Consider the following 14,353-nt stretch of genomic DNA (forward strand, 5'->3'; position numbering starts at 1 on the left):
GCGATACGATTACATATTGGGATAATTCGGGCCTCCCCCGCCTTCGGGTACGACCCAGTTGATATTCTGGGTCGGGTCCTTGATGTCGCACGTCTTGCAATGGACGCAATTCTGCGCGTTGATCACGAATTTGGGCTGGGCGCCTTCCTCCTCGACCACTTCGTAAACGCCGGCCGGGCAATAACGCTGCGCCGGTTCGTCATATTGCGGCAGATTATAGTCGATCGGAACGCTGGGGTCCTTCAGCGTCAGGTGAACCGGCTGATCCTCTTCATGGTTGGTATTCGACAGGAATACCGAGGACAGCCGGTCGAACGTCAGTTCGCCATCGGGTTTGGGATATTCGATCGGCTGCGCCAGATCCTTGCGCCACAGGCTCTCATGGTCGGGCTTATGACCATAGGTCTTGCCCATTTTCAGCCCCAGATGCTCCATCCACATATGGAAATTGGCGAAGGCGGAGCCGACCACATCGCCATATTTCTTCACCAGCGGCACCGCATTGCGCACGACGCGAAGCTCGTCATACACCCAGCTCGCTTCATAGGCGCTGCTATAGGCCGAAAGTTCATCGCTGCTGCGCCCGGCGCTGATCGCTTCGAACGCTGCCTCGGCGCCCATCATGCCGGTCTTCATCGCGGTATGCGTGCCCTTGATCCGCGGCACGTTCACAAATCCCGCCGAACAGCCGATCAGCGCGCCGCCCGGAAAGACCAGCTTGGGCACCGACTGCCACCCGCCGTCATTGATCGCGCGCGCGCCATAGGAAACGCGCTTGCCGCCTTTCAGCAGCTCGGCGATCGCCGGATGCGTCTTCCAGCGCTGCATTTCCTGAAACGGCGACAGATAGGGGTTCGAATAATTGAGCCAGGTGACGAAACCCAGCGCGACCTGCCCGTCGGCCTGATGGTACAGGAACCCGCCGCCGTTCGATCCGCGCGTTTCGCTGAGCGGCCACCCTTGCGTGTGGATCACCTTGCCCGGTTCATGCTTTGCGGGATCGATGTCCCACAATTCCTTGATGCCGAGGCCATAGACCTGCGGCTCGCTGTTCGCCCGCAGGTCGAACATGCGGATCAGCTCCTTGGACAGGCTGCCGCGCACCCCTTCGGCAAAGAAAGTATATTTGGCGTGGAGTTCGAGGCCCGGCTGATAATCCGCCTTATGCGAACCGTCTTTCGCGACCCCCATATCGCCGGTGGCGACGCCCTTTACCGACCCATCCTCATGGAACAGCACTTCGGCCGCGGCAAAGCCGGGGAAAATCTCGACGCCCAGTCCTTCGGCCTGTTCGGCGAGCCAGCGGCACAGATTGCCGAGGCTTCCGGTATAGGTACCCTTATTGTGCATGAACGACGGCGTGAGGAAATGGGGTACGGACATCTTCCCCTTTTTCGTCAGCATCCAGTGATGGTTTCCGGTCACCGGCGTTTTGGCGAGCGGGCAGCCACTCTCGCGCCAGTCGGGCAAAAGCTCGTCAAGCGTGCGCGGATCGATTACAGCGCCCGACAGAATATGTGCACCGACCTCCGAACCTTTTTCCAGAATGCAAACCGAAAGCTCCTCGCCCTTTTCGCCGGCAAGCTGCTTCAGGCGGATCGCGGCCGACAGCCCTGCCGGGCCGGCGCCGACGATCACCACGTCATAGGGCATGGATTCGCGTTCGCTCATATCCGTCTCCGTTCGGGATCGTTCTTCTGTATATCGTCGCATCGCGGCAACATCTCGTCATATTGTCGATGCAGGTGGATTGACCGATCCGTCAAGCCGCGATTCTATTAAGCAATGGGGGTCGAACCGCTGAACAGCTGGAATGCCGAAGCCGCAAGCGCACTGCAATGGTGGCGCGATGCCGGGGTGGACATGCTCGTCGCGGATGATCCGCGCGACTGGATGGCGCCGCCTGCCCCCGCCCGCGCCGCTACGGCAGCGCAGGTGCACGGCGATGGTCCGGCACCGGCCCCGGTGGCGCCCGCCGGGCCGCAATCGCTGCCCGCCACTATCGAGGAATTTGCCCGCTGGCGGGTGGGACCGGATGCGCCCGAGGCGCGCTGGCACATGCCGATGGCGACGATGCAGAATGTTCCCGGCGCTCCCCTCATGGTCGTTTTCGACCTTCCGGAGCCCGAGGGCGAATCGGATATATTGCTCGGGGGAAGTGCGGGACGGCTGTTCGACCGGATGCTGGCAGCCGTCGGTCTGGATCGGGCGCAGGTGGCGCTCAGCGCGCTGGCGCTCGCCCGGCCCGCAACCGGTCAGGTTCCCGCCGCCGACCTGGCCCGGTTGGCCGAGCTTACCCGCCATCATATCGGTCTGATCGCCCCCGAACGCGTTTTGTTGCTCGGAGACGCGGTGAACCGTGCGCTGTTCGGGGCGGAAAGCGCTCGAAATCGGGGCGGTTTACATGCCATTAACATGGAAAAGCGACAATTCAGGTCGGTGGCGAGCTATCATCCGCGTTTCCTTATCCAACGCCCGATCGCCAAGGCCGAAAGCTGGAAGCATCTGCAACTGCTTTTCTGGGGGGACTGAAGCGTGAAAACCCATTTTCTCCTCGCCGCCGCGCTGAGCATCGGCCTGACGGTCAGCGCGCATGCGGCGGATCGCAGGACGCCGGTATCGCGCCATCAGGAGAACCGCGGCGTTCCGCCTCAGCTCGATGCCGCGCAGCGTGAGGCATATCGCGCGGTGTTCGCCGCCATCCATGAGCAGCGCTGGAACGATGCGCAGATTCAGCTCGCGGCGATGAAGCCGGGACCGCTCGATGCCATTGCCCGCGCCGAACTCTATACCGCCGCTGGATCGCCCAAAATCCCGCTCGAACCCTTGCTCGCTTTGCTTCGCGAAGCGCCTGAATTGCCCGAAGCCGATCAGATCGCGCGCCTCGCCCAGCTTCGCGGCGCGCAAGCGTCCGATCTTCCCGCCGTTCCCGCCGAACAGCGGCTCGTCTGGCATGACGGCGCGCCGATCCGCGTTCGGTTGCGTTCGCAGCGCTCGGACGCGACCGAGGCGATGCTCGCCGACAGGATCAAGCCGTTTATCGAGGGCGATGACGGCGCCGGGGCCGAGCAACTCGTCAATGGATCGCTCGGCGACCTGACCGGAGAGGCGCGCACCGAATGGCTGCAGCGTGTCTCCTGGATCTATTATCTCGCCGGCGACGATCGCAACGCGCGCCGCGTGGCCGCTAAGGCGCAGCAGGGTTCGGGACAGTGGAGCGCGCAGGCCGACTGGGTACAGGGGCTTGCCTCCTGGCGTGAGAATGATTGCCGATCGGCAGAGGCCGCGTTTCAGGCGGTGGCACAGCGCGCGACCGATACCGAGCTGCGCTCTGCCGGGCTGTATTGGGCCTCGCGCGCGGATATCGCCTGTGGGCGTCCCGATCTGGTCGAAGCGCGGCTCGAAAGCGCGGCGCAATATGGGCAGACCTTTTACGGGCTGCTCGCGCGTCAGGCACTCGGCATTCGCGAAAACAAGGATATGACCGATGAGGCAAGCGTGACCGCCGACTGGCGCACGCTCGGCCGCATTCCCAATGTCCGCGTCGCCGCCGCGCTGGTCGAGATCGGTGAACATGCGCTCGCTGATGAAGTGCTGCGGCATCAGGCGAAGATCGGCCCGTCGCGCGATTATACCGCGATCTCGCGACTTGCCGGACGGCTCGACCTTGCCTCGACCGAGCTATGGCTGTCGCATTATGCTCCGGCGGGTGCCAAGCCGCTCGAAGATGCGCGCTATCCGCTGCCCGACTGGGTGCCCGATGGCGGCTGGCGCGTCGACAAGGCGCTGATTTTCGCGCATGCGCTGCAGGAATCGAAATTCGACACCGATGTGGTCAGTCCCGCCGGTGCCTATGGCCTGATGCAGATCATGCCCGCCGCAGCGAGCGATATCGGGCGTGAGCGCGGGCAGAAGATCGATCGCACTGCGCTCACCAGGCCTTCGACCAATATCGAGGTCGGTCAGACCTATCTCGAAAAACTACGCGACAATGCAGCGACCGGCGGCCTGCTGCCTAAGGTGATTGCCGCCTATAATGCCGGTCCCTCGCCGGTTCAGGCATGGAATATGAACGCGCGCGATAATGGCGATCCGCTGCTCTATATCGAATCGATCCCGTATTGGGAGACTCGCGGCTATGTGATGACGGTGCTGCGCAATTACTGGATGTATGAGAAGAAGGAAGGCAAGACCTCGCCCAGCCGCGCCGCGCTGACCGAGGGCATGTGGCCGCGCTTTCCGGGCATGCCGGGGCCGAAGGGCGTGCGGCTGAGCTCGAACAACGGGAACCGCAGCGCCAGTGTCGATTGACGAAACGATTGCCTTCCGTCCCGTTCGCATCGCGGTGCTTACCGTATCGGACACCCGAACACCGGAAACCGACAAATCGGGCGATATCCTCGCCGATCGCATCACGAACGCAGGCCATGTCCTTGCCGACCGCCGCATCACGCCCGATGACATCGATACCATTGTCGAAGCGCTGCACAGCTGGATCGACGATCCTGCGGTCGATTGCGTCATCACCACCGGCGGCACCGGGGTGACGGGCCGCGACGTCACCCCCGAAGCGCTGGCCCGCGTCCAGGACAAGGCGATCGAGGGTTTCGGCGAGCTTTTCCGCTGGCTGAGCTATCAGAAGATCGGGACCTCGACGATCCAGTCGCGCGCCTGTGCCTGTGTCGCGCGCGGCACCTATATTTTCGCGCTGCCCGGCTCGACCGGCGCAGTGAAGGACGGCTGGGACGGCATTTTGCGCGACCAACTCGATATCCGGCACAAACCCTGCAATTTCGTCGAACTGATGCCGCGCCTCATCGAACGCTGACCGGCTCACGCCGCTTCGCTCACCATCGCCGCCAGTTCATGGCCGTGCGGGTCACGAAAATGGAAGCGTCGTCCGCCGGGAAAAGCAAAGATCGGCAGCGTAATCGTTCCGCCCGCTTCTTCGACTGCCGCCAGCGTCGCCTCCAGATCGCGGACCTCGATCACCGGCAGCAATTGCGCGGTCCAATGCGCGGCATCGCCGTTCAGCCCGATATCGGTGTCGCCGCTGGTGGTCGCGGCATAATCCGGCCCGAACTCCGAAAAGTCCCAGCCAAAGGCGAACGCATAAAAAGCCTTTGCCTGCGCAATATCGCGCACCGGCAATTCGACATAGTTGAACCGTGCCATGCCACCCTCCAATGTTCTTGAATTGTTCTAATCGGCGATTTACAACATTGCAATGGCAAAAACACGCACCTCGCGCGGCGCGACGCACAACCGGGAGAGCAGCCGCTTCAATCTGCCCGAGCGTGAGGCGGACGGCGATTGGCTCGATGCGCGGGAGGTTATCGACGGTGCGCCTGCCCCGATCCGCACGAGCGTGACGATCGAAACGCCGAAAGCGATCCTCACCCGCAACCGCTCGCCAGACATTCCGTTCGATCGCTCGATCAATCCCTATCGCGGCTGCGAACATGGGTGCATCTATTGTTTCGCCCGCCCTACCCATGCCTATCACGATCTCTCGCCGGGGCTGGATTTCGAAACCCGCCTCTTTGCAAAACCCAATGCCGCCGAGCTGCTGCGCACCGAACTTTCGAAGCGCGGCTATGTCCCCCGCCCCATCGCCTTCGGGACCAATACCGACCCGTATCAGCCGATCGAGCGCGACTGGCAGGTGACGCGATCCTGCATCGAGCTGCTCAGCGCGTGTCGCCATCCCATTACGATCACCACCAAATCGGATCGCGTCACCCGCGATATCGATCTGCTCGCCCCCATGGCGGCGCAGGGGCTGGCGGCGGTGATGATCTCGGTCACCTCGCTGGACCCGAAAATCGCGATGACGCTGGAGCCGCGCGCGCCGCATCCCGAACGCCGCCTGGCCGCGGTACGAACGCTCAGCGAGGCGGGAATCCCCACGCAAGTGTCGATCGCGCCGGTCATCCCCTCGATTACCGATCACGAAATGGAGCATATCCTCGAACGCGCGGCGGAGGCCGGTGCGCGGGCGGCATCGTTCATCCCGGTGCGCCTGCCCCATGAAGTCGCCCCGCTTTTCCGCGCATGGCTCGATACGCATTATCCTGACCGAGCGGGCAAGGTCATGGCGATCATCCGGAGCCTGCGCGGCGGGCGCGACAATGATCCCGGTTTCGGTTCGCGGATGCGCGGACAAGGGCCATGGGCCGATCTGATGCGCGTCCGCTTTCACCGCGCCTGCAACAAGCTCGGCCTTACCGGCGGCGCGCTCAACCTGCGGACCGACCTGTTCCGCCCGCCCCCCGGCCCGCAAGGCGACCTATTCGAATGATACACCGTTGCTAGGGCGCGACGAACCGCTTAAGCAACATTTTATTACAAAGCGATTTTCCGGGAGTTCCGATTTTGCGAAAGCTGCTGCTGCTTGCCGCCTCCGCCCTTGTCATGCCCTCGCTCGCGATGGCGCAGGACAGCAATCTGCCCACCGGCAAGCTGCCCGATACGGCAACGCCGCAGGCTTATCGCCTCGCCCTCACCGTGCTCCCCTCGCGCGACCGCTTCACCGGCCATGCAGAGATCGATGTCACGCTGAACAAAGCCGCAGACATGGTCTATATGCACGGCCGCGACCTCGCCGTGACCAGCGCGAGCGCGGTTGTCGGCGGCAAGACCTTCCCGGTTACGTTCAAACAGCTCAACCCGCTCGGGCTTGCCCGGCTCGATTTCGGGCGTCAGGTTCCTGCGGGCAAGGTGACGCTGAAATTCGACTATAGCGCGCCCTTCGCCGATGGCCCGGCGGGCATGTATCATATTCAGGTCGGCGACAAATGGTATAGCTGGACTCAGTTCGAATCGATCGACGCCCGCGCCGCTTTCCCCTCGTTCGACGAGCCGGGGTATAAGACGCCCTTCACCGTATCGCTGACCACGCAGCCGGGTTTTGAGGCGGTGAGCAACGCACCCGAAACCGGCACGGAAAAACATGGCGATCTCGTTACCCATATTTTTGCGCCGACCAAGCCGCTTCCCACCTATCTGATGGCGTTCGTCGTCGGCCCCTTCGCTACCGTCGCGACCGAGGCAGCGCCGACCGAATATCGCGAGGAACCGCTCCCCATCCGCATCGTCGCCACGCAGGCAAATGCCGATAGGATGGAATTTGCGAAGGAAAATTCCGGCCCGATCGTCGACCTGCTCGAAAAATATTTCGGCGAACGCTTCCCCTTCCCCAAGCTCGATCAGATCGGTTCGCCGATCATGCCCGGCGCGATGGAAAATGCCGGCGCGGATATTTACGGCGACGGCATCCTGCTTCTCGACCAGAATCCGACGACCAGCGACAAGCAGGAATTCGGCATGGTCGTGGCGCATGAATTGTCGCACCAATGGTTCGGCGATCTCGTCACTCCGGCATGGTGGGACGATATCTGGCTGAACGAAAGCTTCGCCAACTGGATGGGCTATCGCATCGGCAATGAATGGCGGCCCGACCTCAATATCGGCACCAACGCCATTGGCGAAGCCTTCGACGCGATGGAGCTCGATTCGCTCAAAGCGGGGCGTCCGATCCATGAAAAGATCACCTCGGACAAGGATATTAACGGCGCGTTCGACGCAATCACGTATGGCAAGGGCGGTCAGGTCGTGGCGATGATCGCTGCCTATATGGGCGATGAAGCCTTTCAGAAGGGCGTTCGCCTGCATCTGAAACGCCATGCCTATGGCAATGCCTCGACCGATCAGTTCTTCCAGTCGCTGGCCGATGCATCAGGCGATCCGCGCGTTCTCGGCGCGATGAAGAGCTTTGTCGATCAGCAGGGCGTGCCGGTCGTCACTTTCGCCCATGCCGGAAACGGCGACGGCTATACGGTGACGCAGGACCGCTATCATTATCTCGGCACCCAGGTTGCGCCGACCATGTGGTCGATCCCGCTCTGCGTTCGTCATGGTGAAGATCGCAACTGCACGCTGCTCGCTGACAAGAGCGCGACGATTCCCGAACCCGGGAAGGGCGCGATCATGCCAAATGCAGGCGGTACCGGGTATTACCGTTTCGACCTGCCGAAGGATGACTGGCAGACGCTGATCGTCGCTGCTCCCTCCCTGCCGGCCGGCGAAGCACTGGCGATGGACGATAGCCTGTGGGCGCGGTTTCAGGCGGGCAAGGGCGATCCGATGGAGCTGATCGCCGCGACCAGAGCGATGGCAGGCAACAGCGATTCCAACGCGGCCGTCGATAATGCCGGTCGCTGGGGCTATCTGGTTGGCCATGACGTGCTCCCTGACAGCGCGACCGCCAATTATCGCGCGATGATCGGCGCGATCTACGGTCCGATGCTGGCAAAGCTTGGCTTCGACCCTGCCGGAGAGACGGGCGACAATGATCCCGACCGGCAAAAGCTGCGTCGCTCGGTGGTCGGCCTGATGGCAGGCGGCGCGAAGGACGCTGCCGTACGCGGCAAACTCGCCGGGGCGGCAAAGGCATATCTGGCGGGCAACAAAGATGCGATCAGCCCCGCTTATCTCGGCCTGGGGCTCGGCATTCTGGTCGATCAAGGCGATCTCCCCTTCGCCCAGCAGCTTGCCGAAAAAGCGCTGTCGAGCGAGGATGCAGGCTTCCGTTCCGCCGCACTGGGCGCGATCGCGGGGTCGGGCAAGGCGGATGTCGCCAACTGGCTGCTCAACGATTTTCAGGACAAACGCCTGCGCCGGAATGAGCAGTTCGGCTTCCTCTACGGTCTCGCCGCCAATTCGGACACGCGGCAACTGGCCTATGACTATGTCTTCGCCAATTTCGACAAGATCGCGGGCAGTGCGGGCATTTTCCTCGGCTCGCGCCTGCCTGCTTTGTTCAATCGCAGCTGCTCGGCGGCGGAGGCGGACCGGCTCGACAAGGTGATGCGGCCCAAGATCGCCGAGGCGGAGGTCGGCATGCTCGGCTTCGACCGCACGGTGGAGGAAATCCGCACCTGCGCCAATCTGAAAGCAGCACGCGGCACTGAACTCGCCGCCGCGCTCAAGACCTCCTATCCGGCGAAGCAGTAAGAAAGGATCGGCGGCGATAAAGAATTGTCGCCGCCGGTTTGGCGCACGGACCTGCGCCCGATCGTCATTGCGAGCCCCGAAGGGGCGCGGCAATCCAGAACGGGGTGCACATCGCCCTGGATCGCTTCGTCGCTACGCTTCTCGCGATGACGGTCCTGGAGGTCGATCCGGGTTATTGCAGGTTGGTATCACCCGGTCGCGAGCTTGTGATCCTTATACTTCGCCCGGATCGCGGTCTTCAACAGCTTCCCCGTCGCAGTGTGCGGCAATTCATCGACGAACAGGATTTCGTCGGGCAACCACCATTTGGCGACATGCTCACTCAGATAATCGAGAATGGCGTCAGCCGTCACCTCGCTCCCCTCGGCGCGCACGACCAGCAATAGCGGCCGCTCCTCCCATTTGGGGTGATGCACCCCGATCGCCGCTGCTTCCGCGACCCCGGGACAGCCGACCGCAGCATTTTCCAGATCGACCGAGCTGATCCATTCGCCGCCCGATTTGATGACGTCCTTTGCTCGGTCGGTAATCTGCATGCTGTTATCGGGATGGATGACCGCGACATCGCCGGTATCGAACCAGCCGTCCCGGTTCACCGCATCGCCGCTCTCATCCTTGAAATAGCGCTGCACGACCCAGGGACCGCGCACCTCCAGCCGCCCCGATGTCTCACCGTCGCGCGGCAGCACCTTCCCTTCCTCATCGACGATCCGCATCTCGATACCGAAGGGCGCGCTTCCTTGCCGCACGCTATGGTCGAGCCGCTGCTCCAGCGTCATCTCGTCCCATTCGACCGGCAGCGCACCGATCGTGCCGATGGGTGAGGTTTCGGTCATGCCCCAGGCATGGTTGACCCTGACGCCCATCTTCATGATCCGCTCGATCATCGAACGCGGTGCCGCCGAGCCGCCGATCGTTACCAGTTTGAGGTGCTCGGGGGTCTGGCCGGTCTTGTCGATATGCTGGAACATCGCGAACCATACGGTGGGTACGCCGGCGGAATGCGTGACCTTTTCCCGGTTCATCAATTCACAGAGCACCGCAGGGTCGTTCACCGCCGAGAATACGAATTTCAACCCGACCATCGGCGCGCAGAACGGCAGCCCCCATCCCACCGCATGGAACATCGGCACGATCGGAAGCGCGACCGACCGGGTCGAAAGGTCGAACACCGACGGCTGTATCTCGGCCATGGCGTGGATCATCGAAGAGCGGTGGCTATAGACCACGCCCTTGGGATCGCCGGTCGTGCCGCTGGTATAGCAGAGCATGCACGGTTCGCGCTCATCGCCCTCGACCCAGCGATAATCGCCATCCTCGCGCGCGATTACATCCTCGAATCCCTCGTCGCCGGGGGCGGGATCATAGCAGATATAGTGCTCGATCGTTTTCCATTGCGGCTTCAGCCGCTCGACGATCGGCTCGAACGCCTTGTCGTAGAGCAGTACCTTATCTTCGGCATGGTTGGCGATATAGACGAGCTGATCGTCGAACAGCCGGGGATTGATCGTATGGATCAGGCCGCCCGCACCGATCGCGCCATACCATGTCACCAGATGGCGATGATGGTTCATGGCAAGCGATGCCACACGGTCGCCCTTGCGAACTCCCATTCGCTCCAGCGCCTGCGCCAGACGGCGGGCGTCGTGCACAATCGCTGCCCAGCTGGTGCGCGTTTCGCTGCCGTCGGCCCAGCGGGTCACAATCTCCCGCGTACCATGTTCGCGCTCCGCATGCTCCAGCGCACGCGGAACCCGCAGTTCAAACTCCTGCATTCCTCCAAACATCGCACTCTCCCACGATCGTTAACCGACCGCGGCGAGCTTCGGCGGGTCGGCCGCTTTTAATTCTGATCGAATGACACCCTGCATATTCCCGATGGCGGCGGCAAGCTCGTCGTCGAGACGGAAGTCGCGCCCCGCAACGACGATCGCCTCGCCACCCTCCTTCAATCCGAGTTGCAACCGCACCTCACCGCGCCCGCCGCGCTTATCCGCGAGCAGCCGGCCCAGCGCCGCCACCGCCGACGCATCGGCAAGTTCGAGATCGAGAACCAGCCGCGCCATATTGGCGAGCGTTTCGAACGGCTGAACGCGCTTGATCGTCACGCGCGGCGTCTCCTCGCCCGGGCGCCGGTCGAGTTCGACGGTGAGCAGGCCGCACCCGCCCTCGCGCGCGGCCTCTTCCAGATCGGCCGCCGCGCTGTCCTCGAAACAGGTGGCGATACACTGGCCCGTCGCGTCGGAGATCGTCGCCATCATATAGCGCCGCCCGCGCGCCGAAGTGCGCCAGCGCGCATCCTCGATCAGTGCGGCGAGCGTCGATCCCGCGCGTGCGCCTTCCGCAATTTCCACCTCTCCCAGCGCTGCAATCGCTCGCGCCTGATGGCTTTTGGCAAGGTGCGAATAGCGATCGAGCGGGTGCGAAGAGAAATAGAAGCCGAACGCATCCTTTTCCGCCGCAATCCGCTCGACCAGCGACCAGTGCGCGCTGTCCGGCAGCTTGATATCGGGCTCGGAAGCGCCGTCATCGCCGAACAGGCCGCCCTGCCCGCTGCTGCGCTGATGCGCAGTGCGCTGCGCCACGGCGAGCAGCGTTTCGGCGGCGGCATGCACCCCTGCCCGCTGATCGACGATCGAATCGAACGCGCCCGCTGCGGCAAGCGTTTCGAGCTGCCGCTTGTTCAGCAGCCGCGGATCGACCCGCCGGGCGAAATCGTCGAGAGACTGGAAACGCCCCTTCTCGCTGCGTTCCTCGACCAGCAACTCCATCGCCCGCTCGCCCACACCCTTCAGCGCCGCGAGCGCATAGCGAACCGCCAGACCTTCGCCATGTTGCTGCACGTCGAAATCAGCGCCGCTGGCATTAATGTCGGGTGGCAGGCACGTCACGTCGAGCCGCTTCATATCCTCGACAAAGATCGCCAGCTTGTCGGTCTGATGCATGTCATAGCTCATCGACGCGGCGTAGAATTCGTGGGGATAATGAGCTTTCAGCCATGCCGTCTGATAGGCGAGCAGCGCATAGGCCGCAGCGTGGCTCTTGTTGAAGCCATAGCCTGCGAACTTGTCGATCAAATCGAACAGCTCGTTCGCCTTGGCCTCGGGAATGTCGTGATGTTCCTTACAGCCCGCGACGAAGATCGCGCGCTGCTGATCCATCTCCTCCTGCTTCTTCTTACCCATCGCACGGCGCAGAAGGTCAGCGCCGCCAAGGCTGTATCCCGCAAGCACCTGCGCTGCCTGCATCACCTGTTCCTGATAGACGAAAATCCCGTACGTCTCTTTCAGGATCGGTTCGAGCAGCTCGTGCGGATATTCGACCTTTTCGCGCCCGTTCTTACGTGCACCGAACAGCGGAATATTATCCATCGGGCCGGGACGATAGAGCGACACGAGCGCGATGATGTCACCGAAATTAGTGGGACGTACCGCCGACAGCGTGCGACGCATCCCCTCCGATTCCAGCTGGAATACGCCGACCGTGTCACCGCGCTGGAGCAGGTCATACACGCCGCTATCGTCCCAGCTCAGCGTTTCGAGATCGACCTCGACCCCGCGTTTTTTCAGCAACCGAACCGCCTCATGCAGCACCGACAGCGTTTTGAGGCCAAGAAAGTCGAACTTCACCAACCCGGCCGTTTCGACATATTTCATGTCGAACTGGGTAACCGGCATGTCCGACCGCGGATCGCGATAGAGCGGGACGAGCTTGCTGAGCGGCCGGTCGCCGATCACCACGCCCGCCGCATGGGTCGAGCTGTGGCGCGGCAACCCCTCCAGCTTCATGGCGAGATCGAGCAGATAGCGAACGTCATTATCGTTCTGATATTCGCTGTGCAGCTCCGAAACGCCGTTCAGCGCACGCTCCAGCGTCCAGGGATCGGCGGGAAGGTTCGGCACCAGCTTGGCTAGCCGGTCGACCTGACCATAGCTCATCTGCAACACGCGGCCTGTGTCCTTCAGCACCGCGCGCGCTTTCAGCTTACCGAAGGTGATGATCTGCGCGACATGGTCGCGGCCATATTTGTCCTGAACGTAGCGGATGACTTCGCCGCGCCGCGTTTCGCAGAAATCGATATCGAAGTCGGGCATCGAAACGCGTTCCGGGTTCAGAAAGCGTTCGAACAGCAGATTGAGCTCGATCGGATCGAGATCGGTGATGGTCAGCGCCCAAGCAACAAGCGACCCAGCGCCCGATCCGCGCCCCGGTCCCACCGGAATATCATGCGATTTGGCCCATTGGATGAAGTCGGCAACGATCAGGAAATAGCCCGGAAACCCCATTTGAATGATGATGCCGAGCTCATATTCCAGCCGCTCGAAATAGCGCGCGCGCGTTTCTTCGTCGCTGATCTCCAGCTTGGCGAGCCGCGCCTCCAGCCCCTTGACGGCCTCGGCGCGGAGCATCGCCTCCTCGCCCTCGCGATCACCGGCAAGGCTGGGCAAAATTGGGGCACGCTTCGGTGCCGCCACGGCGCAGCGCTGCGCCACGACGAGCGTATTGGCGAGCGCTTCGGGAAGATCGGCGAACAGCCTCTCCATCTCCGCGGCGGGCTTCATCCACGCATCGGGCGAAGAGCGCGGACGATCGCCGCTCGCGACATAGGTCGAATTGGCGATACACAACATCGCGTCATGTGCTTCGTGAAACGCCGCTTCGTCGAAGCAACACGGATTGGTCGCGACGATCGGAAGGTTTCGATCGAACGCCAGATCGATCAGATCGGGCTCGGCGCGCATCTCGACCTCATCCCCACGCCGGGTAAGCTCGATATAGAGCCGGTCGCCGAACAGGCCCTGCAAACGGTCGGTGTAACGAAGCGCGGCATCGCGCTGCTCTTCGGCAAATAACCGCGCCAGCGCGCCCTCGGCACCGGCGGTAAGCGCGATCAGGCCGTCGGTTCGTCCTTTCAGGGCGTCCACGGTGACATGGGCAGGCCATTCGATCGGGCGGTCGAGATGCGCACAGCTCACCAGATGGCACAGATTGTCATAGCCCGTCTGATCCTGCGCATAGAGCGCGATCCAGTCGAGCACCGGTTCCAGCCCCTCGGGCGTGTCGGGCCTTGCGACCGACAGCATCGCGCCGATGACCGGCTGCACCCCGCTGGAGAAACAGGCATCGGAATAGGCCATGGCAGCATAAAGACCGTTGCGGTCAGTCAGCGCCGCAGCGGGAAAGCCCAGCTCCCGCGCACGCTTCGCAATCGCCTTGGGGTCGATTGCGCCATCGAGCATGGTGTAGGAAGAGAAAATACGAAGGGGTACGAAACCGGAATGCGCCATCGCCGGACTATGGGCGTTTAATCCGATTCGCGAAAGTGGCGCGGCGGCTG

At 62.7% G+C, this 14,353-nt stretch carries 9 protein-coding genes; 5 read left to right on the top strand and 4 right to left on the bottom strand.

What is annotated here, in order from left to right:
• Positions 1-9: 9 nt before the first annotated feature.
• Positions 10-1,671, bottom strand: coding sequence for an electron transfer flavoprotein-ubiquinone oxidoreductase (locus EV664_RS01840; protein ID WP_133493975.1), 1,662 nt, complete (start codon positions 1,669-1,671; stop codon positions 10-12).
• A 114-nt stretch (positions 1,672-1,785) separates the two neighbouring features.
• Between EV664_RS01840 and EV664_RS01845 the strand changes: the two genes are divergently transcribed.
• The 3 genes from EV664_RS01845 to moaB are packed head-to-tail and all read left to right on the top strand — an operon-like array spanning position 1,786 to position 4,828.
• On the top strand, positions 1,786-2,532 hold the full coding sequence (locus EV664_RS01845; protein WP_133493976.1) for a uracil-DNA glycosylase family protein: 747 nt from the start codon (positions 1,786-1,788) through the stop codon (positions 2,530-2,532).
• A 3-nt stretch (positions 2,533-2,535) separates the two neighbouring features.
• Positions 2,536-4,311 carry a lytic transglycosylase domain-containing protein gene (locus EV664_RS01850; protein ID WP_133493977.1) on the top strand — a complete coding sequence of 592 codons (1,776 nt, stop codon included), beginning with the start codon at positions 2,536-2,538 and terminating at the stop codon, positions 4,309-4,311.
• A complete protein-coding gene (gene moaB / locus EV664_RS01855; protein WP_133493978.1) occupies positions 4,301-4,828 on the top strand; it encodes a molybdenum cofactor biosynthesis protein B in 528 nt (175 codons plus the stop codon). The genes EV664_RS01850 and moaB overlap by 11 nt, the downstream gene beginning before the upstream one ends.
• A 5-nt stretch (positions 4,829-4,833) precedes the next feature.
• Here the strand turns inward: moaB and EV664_RS01860 are convergent, their stop codons facing one another.
• A complete protein-coding gene (locus EV664_RS01860) occupies positions 4,834-5,175 on the bottom strand; it encodes a VOC family protein (RefSeq protein ID WP_133493979.1) in 342 nt (113 codons plus the stop codon).
• Positions 5,176-5,227: 52 nt separating this feature from the next.
• Here EV664_RS01860 and EV664_RS01865 point away from each other — a divergent pair, with 52 nt between their 5' ends.
• Both EV664_RS01865 and EV664_RS01870 read left to right on the top strand, forming a co-directional pair.
• A complete protein-coding gene (locus tag EV664_RS01865; protein ID WP_133493980.1) occupies positions 5,228-6,301 on the top strand; it encodes a PA0069 family radical SAM protein in 1,074 nt (357 codons plus the stop codon).
• Between the two features lie 74 nt (positions 6,302-6,375).
• Positions 6,376-9,015, top strand: a complete 2,640-nt coding sequence (locus EV664_RS01870) for a M1 family metallopeptidase (RefSeq protein ID WP_308423508.1) — start codon at positions 6,376-6,378, stop codon at positions 9,013-9,015.
• 188 nt (positions 9,016-9,203) lie between these two features.
• Here EV664_RS01870 and EV664_RS01875 read toward each other — a convergent pair whose 3' ends face one another.
• Positions 9,204-10,802, bottom strand: coding sequence for a long-chain fatty acid--CoA ligase (locus EV664_RS01875; RefSeq protein WP_133493981.1), 1,599 nt, complete (start codon positions 10,800-10,802; stop codon positions 9,204-9,206).
• A gap of 18 nt (positions 10,803-10,820) precedes the next feature.
• Positions 10,821-14,303 (bottom strand): DNA polymerase III subunit alpha, encoded by a 3,483-nt coding sequence (gene dnaE, locus EV664_RS01880; protein ID WP_133493982.1) that lies wholly within the window; start codon positions 14,301-14,303, stop codon positions 10,821-10,823.
• Positions 14,304-14,353: the final 50 nt, after the last annotated feature.

Origin of the sequence: Stakelama pacifica, from assembly GCF_004361835.1 — a bacterium.
Classification (GTDB): Bacteria; Pseudomonadota; Alphaproteobacteria; order Sphingomonadales; family Sphingomonadaceae; genus Sphingomonas; species Sphingomonas pacifica.